The sequence below is a fragment of the Nostoc sp. genome, from assembly GCF_036917415.1.
In the GTDB taxonomy this organism is placed as follows: Bacteria; Cyanobacteriota; Cyanobacteriia; order Cyanobacteriales; family Nostocaceae; genus Nostoc.
On sequence record NZ_JBALDJ010000110.1, the window covers coordinates 15,813 to 32,516 of the forward strand.

Below are 16,704 nucleotides of genomic sequence, written 5' to 3' on the forward strand. Positions count from 1 at the left end.
TTTTTGGGTAAACTAAATAAAGCACTTACTGTCTATGCACCACAAGACTTGTAGCTGATAACAGACAATTATGAGGGATATAAAAAATGATTAAGACAAGTTACGAATTTGACCAGTCTATCCTCGCCGCAGGATCTGCATTAAAGACTAATATTTTACTACGTTTTCGTGCTGACATAGCTAAATCTCCTCGACGTAACCTTAACCTTTCGCTTGTAATTGACCGTTCCGGCTCTATGGCAGGTGCTCCCTTGCATCACGCACTCAAAGCCGCTGAGTCTGTGGTAGATCGACTTGAGCCAGATGACATTCTCTCGGTAGTTGTTTACGACGATGAAGTGGACAGTGTTGTGCCACCCCAGTCTGTGACTAACAAAGCCGCACTGAAAAATTCTATCCGCAAGGTGAGAGCAGGCGGTATTACTAACTTATCGGGGGGATGGCTCAAAGGCTGCGAACACGTGAAAACGCGACTCGATCCGCAAAAAATCAACCGTGTTCTCCTGCTTACCGATGGTCACGCCAATATGGGCATTCAAGACCCCAAAATACTGACGGCGACATCGGGACAAAAAGCTGAAGAAGGCATTATCACAACGACGTTAGGCTTTGCTCAGGGTTTCAATGAAGACTTGCTGATTGGTATGGCAAGAGCCGCCACGGGCAACTTCTACTTCATTCAGAGCATTGACGAAGCAACTGAAGTGTTTAGTATTGAGTTAGAAAGTCTGAGAGCAGTAGTGGGACAGAACCTCAAGGTGACACTTGAATTGGCTGATGGTGTCAGCCTTGTTGATACCTTAAGTCTGGCTAAAGTTAGCCAGAATGACGCCAGTCAAGCTGTCATCACCTTGGGAGAGCTTTACGAGGACGAAGACAAACTTCTCGGTTTGAGTCTGGGGATATCAAGCGCTCAAGTTGGTGAGTTCCCTGTGATGAAACTGCATTACAGCGCCGATGTTGTGCAAGATGAACGCATTCAAAGCGTGTCAGGTACAGTCGATGTCGTCGCCAAAGTTGGTACTGTTGAGGAAGCAGCTTTTGCTGCTACAAGCCATATAATTCTAGAACTGAGTCGCCTTACCATTGCTAAGGCTAAAGAGACTGGCCTTAATCTCGCTGAACATGGCAAACATCAGGAAGCTGAACAAACCCTGCGGGCGCTTGTGAAAGATTTGCGGGATAAAGGGTTGAACGAGAATTTTGAGATTGCTGAAGAGATCGATCAGCTTGAATATTTCGCCAGTCGGATCGCTCAAAAAGCTTTAGGCAATGCCGGACGGAAAGAGATGCGAGATCAGACTTACCAGACGATGACGCGCAATCGCAGCGATTTGGTGGGTCGCGGTGTCACTACTGGCGATGAAGTGTACGCAATGCCGATTGTCAATGAAGTTGGTTCAGGTGTTGAATTGTACTGCGTTCGTGAAGGGGGTAAACTGCGGGTAAAAGTCATGTCCGAAGGCTACGATTCAACCAAGAACATCCAGTTTCCCCGGGCCATTCGTGCCGAGGGGGCACGCTATGTTGTTGAAGGACTGGAACTCTCAAGTGAACGCACTTTCTACCGGGTACGTGGTGATATCACACGTTTTGCTCAACCCGGTGAAACAGATATCTTTGTTGCCCCTAGACAACCGAATCAAACTAACACAGGTAAAGCTTCTAAAGGCCCTGCCAGTGTTACCGATCTTCCCACAACTGACAGTGTAGGGGACAGTATTTTAGTTCAGTGTGTCAAAGATGGCAGTAAGCTGCGCGCTAGAGTGGTTTCCGACGGATATGAGCCGGATTGGAATATGCGTTTTCCGCGATCGGTTCGCGAGGAAGGAATGCTTTACGTCGTTGATGAAGTCAAAACAGCACCGGATGGCAAATCTTATATTGCCTGTGGTGAAATTAAGCGATTTGTCCAACCCATTACTAATTGAGTTGAAGTAAGAACTGGGGAAGAAGCAGGGAAGCACGGGAGCAGAGGAAAAGTTGCAGTAAGTTTTTCCCCTCTGCCCCTGCGCACCTCTGCCTCTTCCAATCCCCAATCCTTAAAAGATGCCAAGTAAATATGCCTTAGCTGACTGAGACTGTCAGGATCAAAGAGTAAAGAGTAAAAGGCAATCTATTTTGACTTTTAACTTTCTCCTTTTGTTCAACTTCCACAACGGGAGGTTTAATCTTGACTAAATTGAAAGTTGGTATCAATGGCTTCGGTCGAATCGGGCGACTTGTACTTCGTGCTGGCATCGATAATCCCAACATTGAGTTTGTGGGCATTAACGACCTAGTACCACCAGATAATCTCGCTTACCTATTAAAGTACGACTCAACCCACGGTCAATTAAAGCACAAGGTTGAAGCCAGAGAAGACGGCATCCTGATTGACGGACATTTCATTCCTTGTGTGTCGGTGAGGAATCCAGCAGAGTTACCTTGGGGAAAATTAGGTGCAGATTATGTCGTGGAAGCTACCGGACTCTTCACTGACTACGAAGGAGCTGCAAACCACCTGAAGGCAGGTGCAAAGCGAGTGGTAATTTCCGCCCCCACCAAAGATCCAGATAGAGTTGCTACCCTGTTAATGGGTGTCAATCATCACCTATTTAACTCTGGCAAGGATATCATTGTCTCCAATGCTAGCTGCACTACAAACTGTCTAGCTCCCATAGCTAAGGTCATTAATGACAACTTTGGGTTGACTGAAGGGTTAATGACCACAGTCCATGCCATGACTGCTACTCAGCCAACTGTAGACGGCCCCAGCAAGAAAGACTGGCGGGGTGGTCGAGGTGCATCCCAAAATATTATTCCCTCCTCGACAGGCGCAGCGAAAGCCGTAGCACTGGTTTTACCAGAATTGAAGGGCAGGTTAACTGGGATGGCATTACGAGTTCCGACTCCCGATGTCTCTGTAGTTGATTTAACTTTCAAAACAGCCAAAGCCACCAGTTATCAGGAAATCTGTGCTGCCATGAAGGAGGCTGCCGCAGGTTCGCTAAAGGGTATCTTGGGCTACACAGATGAAGAAGTAGTTTCTACAGATTTTCAAGGCGATACTCATTCCAGCATCTTTGACGCAGGTGCTGGGATTGAGTTGAATTCCAACTTCTTCAAGGTAATTGCTTGGTATGACAACGAGTGGGGCTACTCAAATCGTGTGATTGACCTGATGTTGTCTATGTCACAGAAGGAAAAACTCGCCCCGACAGCGGCTGTGGTTTGATTAGTCATTAGTCATTAGTCATTAGTCATTAGTTATTAGCTTTTGACTGCTGACTCTTGACTAGGGACTTTTGGGATGTGGGTGAAATGGTAAATACTCCGAAAACAAAAGGTATCTAGTATTTTTATTTAGCAAACCAGTGATATGAAGCACGTGTGAATTTGGATATTTTGTGCGATCGCTCAAAGCATCCAAATTTGCAGGTTACTCCTCAACCCCCAATCCCTATGCGTCGAACCAAAATCATTTGTACTGTTGGGCCGGCTACATCTGCACTTGAAAGGCTGCAAGCCTTAGTAGAAGCTGGAATGAACGTGGCACGGCTGAATTTCTCCCACGGAGCTTATGAATTCCACGCCCAAACGGCTCACTATCTCAGGCAGATTAGTACTGAGCAGCAAAAGCCGATCGCAATTATGCAAGACCTATGTGGCCCCAAAATTCGCTTGGGAACTTTACCACCGGAAGGCTTAAATTTGGAAGCTGGTACTGAAGTTACCTTTGTTTTGCAAGAAAAGGGTGAGAGTATTGACGAACTACCCCTACCATTGCCGACTTTGTTCGCAATGGTGCGACCAGGCGAACCGATTTTGATTAATGATGGTCGCGTCAAATTGATAGTTACCGATCGCGACGCCGATCGCATTCGGGCCCAGGTGAAAATTGGCGGGCTAATTTCTACGCACAAGGGAGTAAACCTGCCCCAAACTCCTTTACCTGTAAGTTCGATCACCGAAAAAGACTTGCTGGATTTGCGTTTTGGGATTCAGTTGGGTGTAGACTGGGTAGCGGTGTCCTTCGTGCGATCGCCACAAGACTTAGAACCCGCCAAGCGCATGATTGAAGCGGCTGGTGCTTCGATTCGCTTAATTGCCAAAATCGAAAGAGCAGAGGCAGTAGAAAACTTTGACTCCATTCTGAAAGTTGCCGATGCGATTATGATTGCTCGTGGCGATTTAGGGGTGGAAGTGCCAATTCACGAAGTACCCCTAATTCAAAAAGAGATTATTCGCCGTTGCAATCGTGCTGGCAAGCCAGTGATTACAGCTACCCAAATGCTAGAGTCGATGATTAGCGCCCCCGATCCCACCCGCGCCGAAGCAACCGATGTTGCTAACTCTATCTTGGATGGAACAGACGCGGTAATGCTTTCTGGTGAAACAGCCGTCGGACAATATCCGATCGCCGCCGTCCAGATGATGCACAACATCGCCGTGCGGACAGAACAAGCTCTAGATGAGGGTAGCAAACATGCTTGGTGTCATGAAGCAGGCAGTCTCAGCGTTACCGAATCTGTAGCAGAATCCGTCTGTCGCATCGCCTATGAAACAGGCTCACGGGCAATTCTTTGTAACACTTCATCAGGAAGTACGGCGAGAATGGTGTCTAAATATCGGCCTACTTCTCCGATTATTGCCCTAACCTCCGACATTACCGCTTACCGCCAGCTAGCACTTTCTTGGGGTGTGGAAGCTTTGCTAATTCCACCAGTCCACAATGCCGAAGAGATGTTTACCAATGTGGTGAACACAGTTGTAGACATGGGTCTAGCAAACAAGGGCGATAAAGTAGTTATTACCTCTGGTGTTCCAATTGGTAAATCAGGAACAACTAGTTTAATCAAAGTGCATTCCATTGGACAGCCAATTTCGGCATAAGGCACTTAGAATAGGGCTGTGGCTCAAGATAGTAAGCAAAATTGGGCAATGATTTAGAAAAATTGCCAGAATCAGAATTGAAGGAACAGGAGACTGGGAACTGGTGATTGGGGACTAGGGACTAGGGAGACAAGGAAATAAATAACTCTTAACTTCTCACTCAGCACTCAGCACTCAGCACTCACTTGGTAAGAACTGGGGAATAAGTAAATCCTAAACAAACATCACGGAGCATTTTATGTCTAAGAATTTACTGGAACAATTGCGAGAAGTGACTGTTGTGGTCGCAGATACGGGGGATATCCAGGCAATTGAAAAGTTCAAACCCCAAGACGCTACCACCAATCCTTCTCTAATTACTGCTGCGGCACAGATGCCAGAATATCAGGAAGTTGTCGATCAAACTTTACTCCAGGCAAAGAAAGATGCTGGAGCCAAAGCTACCCAAACACAGATAGTTTCTCTAGCTTTTGACCGTCTGGCAGTTGCCTTTGGATTAAAGATTTTGCAAATCATTCCCGGTCGCGTGTCTACAGAAGTGGATGCTCGTTTGTCCTATGATACCGAAGCTACCGTAACTAAGGCACGGGAATTAATTGCCCAGTATAAAGCCGCCGGAATTGGCCGCGATCGCGTTTTAATTAAAATTGCCAGCACCTGGGAAGGCATTCGCGCTGCGGAAATTCTCGAAAAAGAAGGTATTCACTGTAACCTTACCTTGTTATTTGGTCTTCACCAAGCGATCGCCTGTGCAGATGCTGGCGTTACCCTAATTTCTCCCTTCGTCGGCCGGATTCTTGACTGGCACAAAAAAGATACCGGACGCGATAGCTACCCAGCAGCAGAAGATCCAGGAGTATTGTCTGTCACCAAAATCTACAACTACTACAAGAAATTTGGCTATAAAACCGAAGTTATGGGAGCTAGTTTCCGTAACGTTGGTGAAATTACTGAACTTGCAGGTAGTGATTTGCTAACCATTTCGCCATCACTTTTAGGTGAATTACAGGCAACCATTGGAGAACTGCCACGTAAACTTGACCCTGCGAAGGTAGCAAACTTGGAAATCGAAAAGATATCCATTGACAAAGCCAGCTATGACAAGATGCACGCTGCTGACCGCATGGCAACTGACAAACTAGACGAAGGTATTAAAGGTTTCACCAAGGCACTAGAAGACCTTGAGAAACTTTTGGCAGACCGACTCGTTCGCCTGGAAGGAGAGGTAGTGGCAAGCCATTAGAGACTTTCAATTAAAAAACATCCAAAGTAGTTTGCGTTACGGCTTGAGCCGTAACGCACTTCAAATATCATGTCTGGGTAATTAGTTATGATTGCCATAGTCATTTCACCCTACGCGCCAGGTGCTCATGGAGGAAACCCCGACAAGCAACAGCAACGCTTGTCTACGTAGGCGTAGCCCGTCGTAGACATCGCACCAAAAATTTACGCTGCGGACATGATATGACTCTTTTAATCTTCGTGGTCATCAAACGGATCGTTCAATTCCTTGCTAGGAGGGCCAAAGGAGGTATAAATCGAAACTCCAGTGATGGCAATCACCACGGCAGCCACAGAAATGCTAAGAACTATTGCGGGTTCCATAATTGAGATATAGATGATGAGTGCTATTCTTATAGAATATTACAGAAGATTAAAAAAAGCTTTGGCAAGTAATCTTAGGTGAACTATGGCACAAAGGACAAGGTTGGGAGATATCCTGAAACCACTGAACTCTGAGTATGGGAAAGTGGCTCCAGGTTGGGGTACTACCCCTGTGATGGCTGTTTTTATGGCGCTATTTTTCGTGTTTCTGCTGATTATTCTGCAACTTTACAATAAATCACTGTTGGTTCAGGATGTATTTGTCGATTGGCGCAGTTTAGGACGCTAACGCATACACAGCGAGCGAGTTTGGATAAGAAGTTAAGTTACACCCGGTTCTTCCGGGTTTTTTTGTGAATTGTAATTTGCTACTGAACAATAACTCAGTAGGTGTAGGTTGGGGAACCACTGCGCCCTTGCGGTTTCCCGACTTGTTCGCGTAGCGTCTCCGACAGGAGAAGCAAGTGGCGTTTGAGGAACGAAACCCAACAAACTCTTGAGAATCTTGGGTTTCAGTTCCCTACAGGATGCTGTTCGCGTTCGTTTAACCCAACCTACATTTGTACGATTTATTAGAAGGATTAATTCAAGCTAAATATGCTAAAGATAAACTTATTCAATTAAAATCTCTCAATACTCAACTAGACATTTTGCGCTATCAAACACGAATGCTGCTCGACTTCAATTTGATGTCATTAAGTACTTAATTTACTCCAACTCAGGTGGCCACAGTTCTTTTATTGTTAATTCCCAACCTGGAAGTAATTCTAGTATTGTCAGTTTGTCGTTATCTTTTAAAACTACTGGTTCAAGGTTAGAGCGATAAACTGTTACTAAAAGTTTATCAGGGTCAATGAGAATACCCACTGTAGATCCAAGTTCTAGGAATAGTTTAATCTTTTCTTGGAGTGGTTTGAGGCGATCGCTCTTAGATTTCACCTCAACCATGAGATCGGGTACTAACTGCACAAAGTCACGTTGAGTCTTCTTGAGTCCTTCTGCTCGAACAAACGAAACATCTGGAGTGCGTAGATTTCTTTTTTCCGGGTCGCCTCCAGTTTCATCTGTTTCAATGCTGGGCAAGATAAAGCCAGCACTAGAACCAGTAACACGTCCCAGTTTGCGAGGCATGACCCATATATTCAAAAACGTCAGCAGACGAGAACCAATTTCGTCTGACTGATAATCGGATGGAGCCATAACGATGATGTTTCCCTCTACTAGCTCCATCCGCCAATCAGGATTCTGTGATTGTAATTGTTCTAAGTCTTTGATTGTCAAAGACATAAGGCATAACTCGCTTGTGGGGCGATCGCTTTCTATCATAGGCGATTATTGAGTAGACTACATAATAATATGTGAGTCTATGTAGTGGTTTTAGAGTTTACAGGAGACAAAAAATGAATATATTTGGTATCGGTCTGCCGGAAATGGCTGTAATTATGGTAGTAGCGCTGTTAATCTTTGGCCCAAAGAAGCTGCCAGAAATTGGTCGGAGTGTGGGCAAAACAATTCGTAGTTTCCAAGAAGCTTCTAAGGAGTTTCAAAACGAGTTTCAAAAAGAAGCAGAACAGTTAGAAGAAGTTGTAAAGACTACTGCTGAATTGGAACCTAAGCAAATCCACCCTGCTAAATCTGAGCAGGATACCGCTAGTTCTTCCCAACCTAGCTAGTAGTCTGTCAAGTTCGTAGTAAGGACTTTAGTTTTTATTTTCTAAACACTTTAGTGCTTACTACAAATCCTTCATTACTAGCTTAGACATTGTACTAGTGGTCTGTGTCATTAATTCTGAGGGGTAAAGGAACGAACCACAGAGGCGCAGAGAACACAGAGTAGGAGAAAAACAGAGAGATTAAAAATGAGTTTACCTAGCAAAATTAATGGGACAAACCACTAGTAGTCCGTCACAGCAACTTTGCTCGGTAAATCAATTCTTCAATTTCTCTTCTTTCCTTTTTACTTCGCGTACTTCGCGCCTTTGCGGTTCGTTCTCTAACCCTGCAAAGTTTGCGTGACAAAGTACTAGAAGAGTGATGAATATCAATTGACTGTAGACAAAATGACAGAAGCTGTTACGCAACCAGCTTTGGTGATTCCACAACTAATCGTCGGGTTAGGGAATCCAGAAGCTAAGTATGACCAAACACGCCATAATATCGGTTTTGTAGCTTTAGAAACTCTCTCCCGTTCTTGGCGCATTTCCTTAACAGAAAACCGGAAGTTTCAAGGTGAGTATGGCGAGGGTATGACCCCAGGTGGAGGTAAGATTCGCTTGCTAAAGCCGTTAACTTATATGAATCGCTCAGGACAAGCAATACAAGCGGTGACAAGTTGGTATAAATTGCCGCCTGAGTCAGTGTTGGTGATTTATGACGATATGGATTTGCCCTTGGGAAAAACTCGTTTGCGTTTATCTGGTTCGGCTGGGGGACATAACGGCATGAAAAGTGCGATCGCACATCTTAGTAGCCAAAACTTTCCCCGTTTGCGAATCGGTATTGGTAAACCCAAAGATGCAGCTAATAACGATGATTCCGGTGCTATCTCCCATGTGCTGGGGCGATTTTCCGCTGCCGAAAATCAGCAGATGTCTCTTGTACTTCAGTTCGTAGTTGAGTGTATTGAACTAAGTCTCAAGCAGGGAGTAGAAAAGGCGATGAATGTTTGTAATAGCCGCACCATTAATAATTCTGAGTCTTAGGGCTAAATGAATACTGTCCTATCAGCTGATTAAAGAAAGCTAACCGATGTTTAAAGGCGCTTATTTTGGTTGATGGGCAGCGATTTTAGCTTGCTCCATCTAACCAAGATAAAGCCTCTAATGCGCTCTAGGTATAGGAAAAGTAACTCATTTACACCCTAATTAGCGGTGCGGCAGACTTTGCTTAATGTTTGTATGAATAATGGCGATGTCTACGACGGGCTACGCCTACGCGCTATTGCCTGTTTTCGGTCATAACCTCAAGCAACGCCGGTATCACACCAAATAGAATAGGTTTATTTAAAACGTCTTGTGCGTCTAGCTGCCACTGCCTTACGTTTGCGTTTTTCTATCGGTGTTTCAAAGTGTCGATGATATTTCACATCAGCTAATTATCCCAGCTTTGGAAACCTGGCGTTTAAACCGACGCAAAGCTGAGTCTATTCCTTCGTTCTCTCCTAGAACCACCTGGGTCATTCTTCCCTTTTCCTCATCATCAATAGTTTCCATTCTAATATTACCTTCAACCTTAGTAAAACCCCTCTGAGTTCAAGTCATGATTAAGAGGCTATTCGTCCGGTTGAGGCGGCTTATGTGTATTTCTATCTCGTAAAATCGTTACTTAACTAAAAGTTAATTTAAGTGCCCTAATGCACTCTCAGAAGCAATAGAGAAGATGGAGAAATTATAATGCTAATTTTTTCTGACTGTACTCTAAACTGGGAAATAATGTAATCTTAGTTACTAAGATACATGATAAAAACAGATTTTAAAAGTTGATTCTGCCCTCATTTAGTAATTTATATCCAGATGCTAATGCTGTAAAAGCAATTATGAAATTTCATAAGCTAGTTGGCTTTAAAATAACTCCACCGCTTAAGAAAACTAGTACTACACCAATGCCGAGAAAAATCCATCCTAAATTACCAGTTTCTCTTTGAAAAAACACTAATGCAAATATACCTATCATCGTTGCCAAAACTGAAGCTGTAGCAGGTAAGCTACGGTAAAAATATGAATAGTAACCGCTAACAAATATAATGTTTTGACCAAAAAAGTATAATCCTGTCAAAAGTAGAATTAAACCTATAAGTTTGGTTAACAACCTGCCCATAATATTTTGATATTTTTAATGGCTGAAGCCAATTTTTATCCGATTATAGTGGTGTTTTTAAAATCATGCAAAAATTTACCTGCTTTTTTTAATATTGCGTAAATATACTGGATTAAAGTCTAGGCTGTCTGAAGATGCCAGTACAAGTAATGTTGATTACATCAAGTAGTCCTTGCCAGCGTTTTATCAAGGTGCTTTAATAGCGATCGCATTCTGCAAAACAATCTCACTTACAGAATATGTACAAAACTTGCAGTGACTCGACATCGCTGCTGGTGTTGATAAAATTACAGACTCAAAACATTAAACTCAAAGATATGACAAGCTAGTAGCATATCTTTGACATTAAATTCTCCCCAAAGCTGAATAGGAGCATACATGGAGCCAATTATTGCTATAGTTTTAGCCCTTATAGGTTATGCATTAGGTTCTGCAAAACTGATTAATCAAGGAAATGAAGCCTTAGTCGAACGCTTAGGGCGGTATCATCGAAAACTTAAGCCGGGGCTGAACTTTATTGTTCCCTTGGTCGATCAGATTGTGATGGAAGATACTACACGAGAGCAGTTTTTAGACATCAAACCTCAGAATGTGATCACCCAAGATAATATTTACGTAGAAGTGGACGCTATTGTATACTGGCGGATTCGAGATATTGAGAGAAGCTTTTACGCGATTGAGGATCTGCAAGGGGCATTGACACAGATAACCACAACCACGCTCCGAGAAATCATTGCTCAGAATACCCTAGAGCAGACCAATGTCTCTAGAGCGGAGATGGACTCAGCTATCTTAGACCAGTTGAATAGTATAACAGCAGATTGGGGAGTTGATATTCTCCGGTTGGATATTCAGAGAATTACTCTACCTGAGAGTGTCCGAAAGTCTAGGGAAGAGGAACAAGCCGCTGTAATCAAAAAACGGGCACTGATTACCGAAGCAGAAGGGGAAAAGGAAGCTGCTATAAAAAAAGCAGAAGGAACTATGGCTTCAGTGCAAATTATTTCTCAAGCTCTCCGTTCCAATCCCGACAGTAGAGACATTCTGCGGTATCTTGTAGCTCAAGATTACGTAGATGCTAGCCAAAAACTTGGTGAGAGCACTAATGCCAAAATTGTCTTTGTAGACCCAGCTAACTCAAGTGAAATGTTTCAGGAGTTGATAGCCCACCCAGGAGAAAATCCAGAAGGTAACGGCAAAAAACACGAAAACGGTAATACCTAACAGTTATGCTGTGCGGCTTGTCTCAATAGTGCATCGGCTACTAATGAAACATCGTGCATTTCTTGAACATCGTGAACTCGGAGGATATCAGCGCCATTAAAAATAGCAGCACAACAAGCTGCTGCCGTTCCCCAAACTCGTGCTTTGGGATCTGGTTGATTTAAAATCCGACCAATAAAACTTTTACGAGATGCTCCTACCAAGATAGGGGAGTTGAGTGAGGCGAGCGATCGCAAGCCGCGAAAGATTTCTAAATTTTGCTCATAGTTTTTAGCAAAACCAATACCAGGATCGATAATAATTTTATCCAGATCAATGCCCGCAGTAGTTGCTGCCTCAATTTGTCGAGCCAAAAAACTAGAAATCTCACCAAGCAAATCTTGATAATCAGTCTGTTGTTGCATTGTTTGTGGTGTTCCCCGGATGTGCATTAAAATCATCGGCACACCTAATTCTGCGACTGTTGCCAACATTTCTGAGTCAAAAGTGCCGCCAGAAATATCATTAATAATATCCGCTCCAGCTGCTACAGATGCCTTGGCTACAGCAGCACGGGTTGTATCTACAGAAATCGGGACTGAAATCTCTGGTCTTAGCACCTGTAATACCGATAGTACCCGGTCAAGTTCCTCCACCAGAGTTATTTGCTTTGCCCCTGGTCGAGTTGATTGACCGCCCACATCGATGATGTCAGCACCAGCAGCCACTAGTGCTTGCGCCTGTACTAAAGCGGTAGAGGAAGTGTTAAACTCACCTCCATCACTAAAGCTATCAGGCGTTACATTTAAAATGCCCATCAAATAAGTCCGCTGTCCCCAATCGAAACAGCGTCCTCGAATTATCAAGTTCCTTGGCATAAATCTACATTAGCCATTCCCATGCTCTGCATGGGAACGAGAAAAAAGCACATCACACTGACTTAAAATTCACAATCCGAGCGAAACTCTCAGGTTCTAGACTTGCTCCTCCCACGAGGACACCATCAATTTCTGGTTGAGCCATAATCTCATCAATATTATTCGGCTTGACTGAACCGCCATATTGAATTGATACATTCGGATTAGTCAACTGGCTGCGAATTAAGCCAATTATTCGATTAGCTTCCTCTACTTCACAAGTGTCACCGGTGCCAATCGCCCAAATCGGTTCGTAGGCAATTACCAAATTATCTTGATCGATATCTACCAAGCCTTTGTCGAGTTGGAGAGTAATCAAAGATTCAGCTTCTCCTGCATCTCGTTGTTGTTTAGTTTCGCCAACACAGAGAATTGGAGTCAAACCAAACCTTTGAGCAGTTCGGAGGCGCAGATTAACGGTGGCGTCCGTTTCCGCAAAGTATTGCCGTCGTTCGCTATGACCGACAATCACAAAGCGCACACCACTTTCTGTCAGCATTGGGGCAGAAATTTCACCCGTATAGGCTCCATATTCTTCCCAATGGATATTTTGTGCCCCCAGTTGGATGAGGCTACCGTGCAAAGTCTTGGATAAAACGTTTAAATCAGTGAAAGGAGGACACAATATCACTTCTCGCCCTTGGGGGGTTTCCTCTAAGTGGGGCAGAAATCCTTGTAAAAACTCCTGGGTTTCTGCCTGGGTTTTGAACATTTTCCAGTTGCCGGCAATAACGATTTTCCGCACAGGTAATTTAGTCAAGATCCTAACGCGTTATATTAGATGCATTTTTCAGTTTATGACTTTTTGTTAGCCATTAGTCATTAGTCATTGGTCATTGGTCATTAGTCATTAGGTATTAGAGATTGAAGAAAAGCCCAGTCCCCAGTCCCAATACCCAAACCTCTGTTAAAAATAACTAGGATAAGAGACAGGGCTAATTTAAAAATCCCAAATTTAAAATCTCAAATTGATATGACTTCCACATTGCCCGTGCCTGAACCTCATCAAAGCGATTCTGCTAACACTGACGCAAATTCTCTCAACTGGGAGGAAGAACTGGATAGTGCCATTTTCAGTTTTGAAGACATTCAAACAGAACTGAACTATAAACAAGCACAAACGGCGCTACGAAACTTGGTAGCCAATCTCGACCTCACTCCCCAGGAAAAAACTGGATTGGAGGCAGAAATTGCTGATTTGGAAACCATGCTGGGAAAGTTAGACCGCATGGTTGTGCAGATTGCGGCTTTTGGCATGGTGGGACGTGGGAAGTCTTCGCTACTCAATGCTTTGGTTGGGCAAACAGTATTTGAAACTGGGCCACTGCACGGTGTCACCCGTGTTGCACAAAGAGTTAATTGGAGTATTAGCGAGGAGATGATTGGGGAAACTGAACGTGCTTTGCGTGTCACTCTCCCTGGTGTAGGTCAATCGCAGGTGGAATTAATTGACACTCCTGGGTTAGACGAAGTAGATGGTGCAACCCGTGCCGCGTTAGCTGAACAGATTGCTAAACAAGCAGATTTGATTCTGTTTGTGATCTCTGGTGATATGACAAAGCTAGAATACGCTGCCCTTTCTCAGTTGCGGGAAGCAGGTAAACCGATCGTTTTGGTGTTTAACAAAGTAGACCAGTATCCAGAAGCAGACCAAATGGCAATTTATCACAAAATTCGGGATGAAAGGGTGCGGGAATTACTCACACCTTTAGAAATTGTTATGGCTGCGGCATCGCCATTGGTGAAGACGGCGATTCGTCGCCCTGATGGTACTAGGGGCATACAGTTACGTACAGGTAATGCCCAGGTTGAGGAACTGAAGCTGAAAATATTGGAAATTCTGCATCGTGAGGGTAAAGCCTTGGTTGCCCTAAATACCATGCTTTATGCCGATATCGTAAATGAGCAGTTGATAGAACGAAAACTGATGATTCGGGAACAGAATGCCAATCAGTTGATTTGGAAGGCTGTGATGACTAAGGCATTAGCGATCGCACTCAATCCTGTAACTGTGGTAGATATTCTAAGTAGTGTGGTAATTGATATTGCTCTGATTTTGGGTTTATCTAAACTCTATGGCTTCTCCATGACGGAAACTGGGGCTGTACAATTGCTACAAAAAATCGCCCTGAGTATGGGCGGCATCGGTGCTAGTGAATTGTTAGCAAATTTAGGCTTGAGTGGATTAAAAACTTTACTTGGAATCTCTGCAACAGCTACAGGTGGTATTGCGCTGGGCCCTTATATATCGGTAGCAATCACCCAAGGGGGAGTAGCTGGTGTTTCTTCTTACGGGATTGGACAAGTTACCAAAGTTTATTTAGCCAATGGCGCAACTTGGGGGCCTGATGGACCAAAAGCAGTGATTAATCGGATTTTGGCAAACTTGGATGAGACTTCAATTCTTAACCGTATTAAAGATGAATTACTTCACAAAGTAAAACTCAAAAAGTGATGCATAAATAAGGTTTGGTTAGCCATATTTATCCTTAGAGGCTGTTTGAAAAGTCGTATTGTTGGTATAAAAAGTTCTATATCCCCCTAAATACCCCTTATAAAGGGGGACTTTGATTCCGGTTCCCACCTTTTTAAGGGGGGTTAGGGGGGATCTAAAAGTGCCTAAAATTACAGTGAAATACTTTTCAAACAACCTCTTAGAGCTGATTCGTCAAGAAAAGCTTAAGGTGCCATTCGCTCTACCATCAGACGAATCAATGAGCCATAAATCATTGCTTCACTTAGCTCTGTGTAAAACTTATAATCCTTACTCAAACGCCGAAATCGATTACTACATCTAATTTGTGAATGTACAGATGCGCTACCAAATGCGCTATAACCCCTTAAAATAAGTCCTATATAATTGCTTAATTATTATACCAATTTGAAAAAAGAATGCGATAGATACATACTCCCAAACCTTTGTTCTGTCTGGCTTTCTTAATTTTGAATTTTGAATTTTGAATTTTGAATTGGTATTACTTTGTCAAGCTTTTTCTGGAGACTAAATTTTAAATACCTCCTTTCGCACTCAGCACTCTCTAGGATACTTGCAACAAATAGGTCATACAATGCCCCATCAAAAAGTAAACTACTAACATGGCAGCAGCAGCCAGAGCAACCAAGGTACCAGCTAACATTAGAGAAAATTCTTTACTCTCGTAAGCTTTTTCCATTAAGTGCAGCGACCACGCTACTAGGGCTACATCAAAAAGTAAAATAGGAAGCAACATATTTCTTAATATTTGTTAATACTTGTAAAATAATATTAACACCCTTTTCAGGAAGTGTGTCTAACCTTAGATGGATGTCATTAAATGGGAAATGGTGGATCAACAGAATGTTCTGACTGGCAGGTTGCGATCGCGCAAGTAACTTTTAATTTCTGCTACGCTTAATTGTCCGTAATGTAACAGTGACGCGAGTAATGCGGCTTCAGCTTTGCCTTCAGTTAGGGCGGTGTAGATATGTTCACAATTACCTGCACCACCAGAAGCAATAACTGGAATTTCTACAGCATCGGCAATTGCCCGTGTAATCTCAATGTCATACCCAGCTTGGGTTCCATCAGCATCCATACTTGTTACTAGCAGTTCTCCGGCCCCCCGTTTTTCAACTTCCTGTGCCCACAATAGGGCATCTAAGCCTGTATTTTCTCTGCCACCCCGCACATACACATCCCAACCTGGAAAATCCAGGTTATTTCTGCGTCTGGCATCAATAGCAACAACTATGCACTGATTACCAAAGCGATCGCTTGCCCGATTAATCAAGTCTGGTTCCCGCACTGCCGCAGAATTAATACTAACCTTATCTGCGCCCGCTCGTAACAAAGCTTTAATATTTTCTAAGGATTGAATGCCACCACCTACAGTCAATGGAATAAAGACCTGTTCAGCAGTGCGGTAGACCACATCTAAAATTGTCGCTCGGTCTTCATGAGTAGCTGTAATATCCAGAAATACTAACTCATCAGCACCGGCTTCGTTGTAAACCTTAGCCAGCTCTACCGGATCGCCTGCATCTTGGAGATTGACAAAGTTAACTCCTTTTACAACCCGTCCCGCCTTCACATCTAAGCACGGTAAGATTCTTTTAGATAACATAATAACTTTTGTACTTCTGGGTAATTGACCGGAATTTAAATTTTAAATTGGCGCGGGTATTCTCAAACGAAAATTTTCACAAGTATGGGGCATTGGGCATTGGACATGGGGCATCGGGAGTGTGGGAGTGGTGGGGTAAAATTCTCTCCCCAGTCCCCAGTCCCCAGTCCCCAGTCCCCAGTCCC

Annotated in this window: 15 protein-coding genes and 4 pseudogenes; 10 read left to right on the forward strand and 9 right to left on the reverse strand. The window is 43.6% G+C overall.

The genetic code is table 11. The features are described from left to right. Positions 1-86: 86 nt before the first annotated feature. The 4 genes from V7K41_RS24365 (at position 87) to V7K41_RS24380 (ending at position 6,118) form a co-directional block, all read left to right on the forward strand. Positions 87-1,931, forward strand: coding sequence for a vWA domain-containing protein (locus tag V7K41_RS24365; RefSeq protein WP_334852371.1), 1,845 nt, complete (start codon positions 87-89; stop codon positions 1,929-1,931). Positions 1,932-2,173: 242 nt separating this feature from the next. After that, positions 2,174-3,217, forward strand: coding sequence for a type I glyceraldehyde-3-phosphate dehydrogenase (gap, locus tag V7K41_RS24370; RefSeq protein WP_334852373.1), 1,044 nt, complete (start codon positions 2,174-2,176; stop codon positions 3,215-3,217). A 227-nt stretch (positions 3,218-3,444) separates the two neighbouring features. Beyond that, positions 3,445-4,875: a pyruvate kinase gene (gene pyk / locus V7K41_RS24375; RefSeq protein ID WP_334852435.1), complete on the forward strand. Its 1,431-nt coding sequence runs from the start codon at positions 3,445-3,447 to the stop codon at positions 4,873-4,875. Between the two features lie 238 nt (positions 4,876-5,113). Then, a complete protein-coding gene (locus V7K41_RS24380; protein ID WP_334852375.1) occupies positions 5,114-6,118 on the forward strand; it encodes a transaldolase in 1,005 nt (334 codons plus the stop codon). A gap of 230 nt (positions 6,119-6,348) precedes the next feature. Here the strand turns inward: V7K41_RS24380 and psbN are convergent, their stop codons facing one another. Continuing rightward, positions 6,349-6,480: a photosystem II reaction center protein PsbN gene (psbN, locus tag V7K41_RS24385; protein ID WP_292866665.1), complete on the reverse strand. Its 132-nt coding sequence runs from the start codon at positions 6,478-6,480 to the stop codon at positions 6,349-6,351. Between the two features lie 85 nt (positions 6,481-6,565). On the opposite strand from psbN, the gene psbH reads away from it, so the two are divergent. Beyond that, complete coding sequence (psbH, locus tag V7K41_RS24390) at positions 6,566-6,769, forward strand: photosystem II reaction center phosphoprotein PsbH (RefSeq protein ID WP_094348882.1); 204 nt, start codon at positions 6,566-6,568, stop codon at positions 6,767-6,769. Positions 6,770-7,040: 271 nt separating this feature from the next. Then, positions 7,041-7,178, forward strand: a pseudogene (locus V7K41_RS24395) (diversity-generating retroelement protein Avd); the annotation flags it as partial. Positions 7,179-7,188: 10 nt separating this feature from the next. Here V7K41_RS24395 and V7K41_RS24400 read toward each other — a convergent pair. Then, positions 7,189-7,767: a Uma2 family endonuclease gene (locus V7K41_RS24400; RefSeq protein ID WP_334852378.1), complete on the reverse strand. Its 579-nt coding sequence runs from the start codon at positions 7,765-7,767 to the stop codon at positions 7,189-7,191. 113 nt (positions 7,768-7,880) lie between these two features. On the opposite strand from V7K41_RS24400, the gene V7K41_RS24405 reads away from it, so the two are divergent. Next, positions 7,881-8,153 (forward strand): TatA/E family twin arginine-targeting protein translocase, encoded by a 273-nt coding sequence (locus V7K41_RS24405; RefSeq protein WP_099103129.1) that lies wholly within the window; start codon positions 7,881-7,883, stop codon positions 8,151-8,153. 387 nt (positions 8,154-8,540) lie between these two features. Beyond that, a complete protein-coding gene (gene pth / locus V7K41_RS24410) occupies positions 8,541-9,182 on the forward strand; it encodes an aminoacyl-tRNA hydrolase (RefSeq protein ID WP_334852379.1) in 642 nt (213 codons plus the stop codon). 296 nt (positions 9,183-9,478) lie between these two features. Here the strand turns inward: pth and rpsU are convergent. After that, positions 9,479-9,659, reverse strand: a pseudogene (rpsU, locus tag V7K41_RS24415) (30S ribosomal protein S21). 292 nt (positions 9,660-9,951) lie between these two features. Then, a pseudogene (locus V7K41_RS24420) lies at positions 9,952-10,296 on the reverse strand (hypothetical protein). 378 nt (positions 10,297-10,674) lie between these two features. Between V7K41_RS24420 and V7K41_RS24425 the strand changes: the two are divergent. After that, positions 10,675-11,520: an SPFH domain-containing protein gene (locus V7K41_RS24425; protein WP_334852381.1), complete on the forward strand. Its 846-nt coding sequence runs from the start codon at positions 10,675-10,677 to the stop codon at positions 11,518-11,520. Here the strand turns inward: V7K41_RS24425 and folP are convergent. Continuing rightward, positions 11,517-12,377, reverse strand: a complete 861-nt coding sequence (gene folP, locus V7K41_RS24430; RefSeq protein ID WP_334852383.1) for a dihydropteroate synthase — start codon at positions 12,375-12,377, stop codon at positions 11,517-11,519. The two genes, V7K41_RS24425 and folP, sit on opposite strands and share 4 nt — an antisense overlap. A 52-nt stretch (positions 12,378-12,429) precedes the next feature. Continuing rightward, positions 12,430-13,161 carry a triose-phosphate isomerase gene (tpiA, locus tag V7K41_RS24435; RefSeq protein WP_442943264.1) on the reverse strand — a complete coding sequence of 244 codons (732 nt, stop codon included), beginning with the start codon at positions 13,159-13,161 and terminating at the stop codon, positions 12,430-12,432. Between the two features lie 228 nt (positions 13,162-13,389). On the opposite strand from tpiA, the gene V7K41_RS24440 reads away from it, so the two are divergent. After that, entirely contained in the window at positions 13,390-14,871 is a 1,482-nt protein-coding gene (locus tag V7K41_RS24440; protein ID WP_334852385.1) for a GTP-binding protein, read from the forward strand. Between the two features lie 224 nt (positions 14,872-15,095). Here the strand turns inward: V7K41_RS24440 and V7K41_RS24445 are convergent. From V7K41_RS24445 to hisF, 3 genes and pseudogenes are all read right to left on the reverse strand, one after another. Continuing rightward, positions 15,096-15,203: pseudogene (locus V7K41_RS24445) on the reverse strand (IS5/IS1182 family transposase); the annotation flags it as partial. Between the two features lie 251 nt (positions 15,204-15,454). Further along, positions 15,455-15,646: a hypothetical protein gene (locus V7K41_RS24450; RefSeq protein ID WP_094348875.1), complete on the reverse strand. Its 192-nt coding sequence runs from the start codon at positions 15,644-15,646 to the stop codon at positions 15,455-15,457. Positions 15,647-15,745: 99 nt separating this feature from the next. Continuing rightward, the gene (gene hisF, locus V7K41_RS24455; protein WP_334852387.1) at positions 15,746-16,519 is read right to left on the reverse strand and encodes an imidazole glycerol phosphate synthase subunit HisF; all 774 of its coding nucleotides are present in this window, start codon (positions 16,517-16,519) and stop codon (positions 15,746-15,748) included. Positions 16,520-16,704 lie beyond the last annotated feature (185 nt).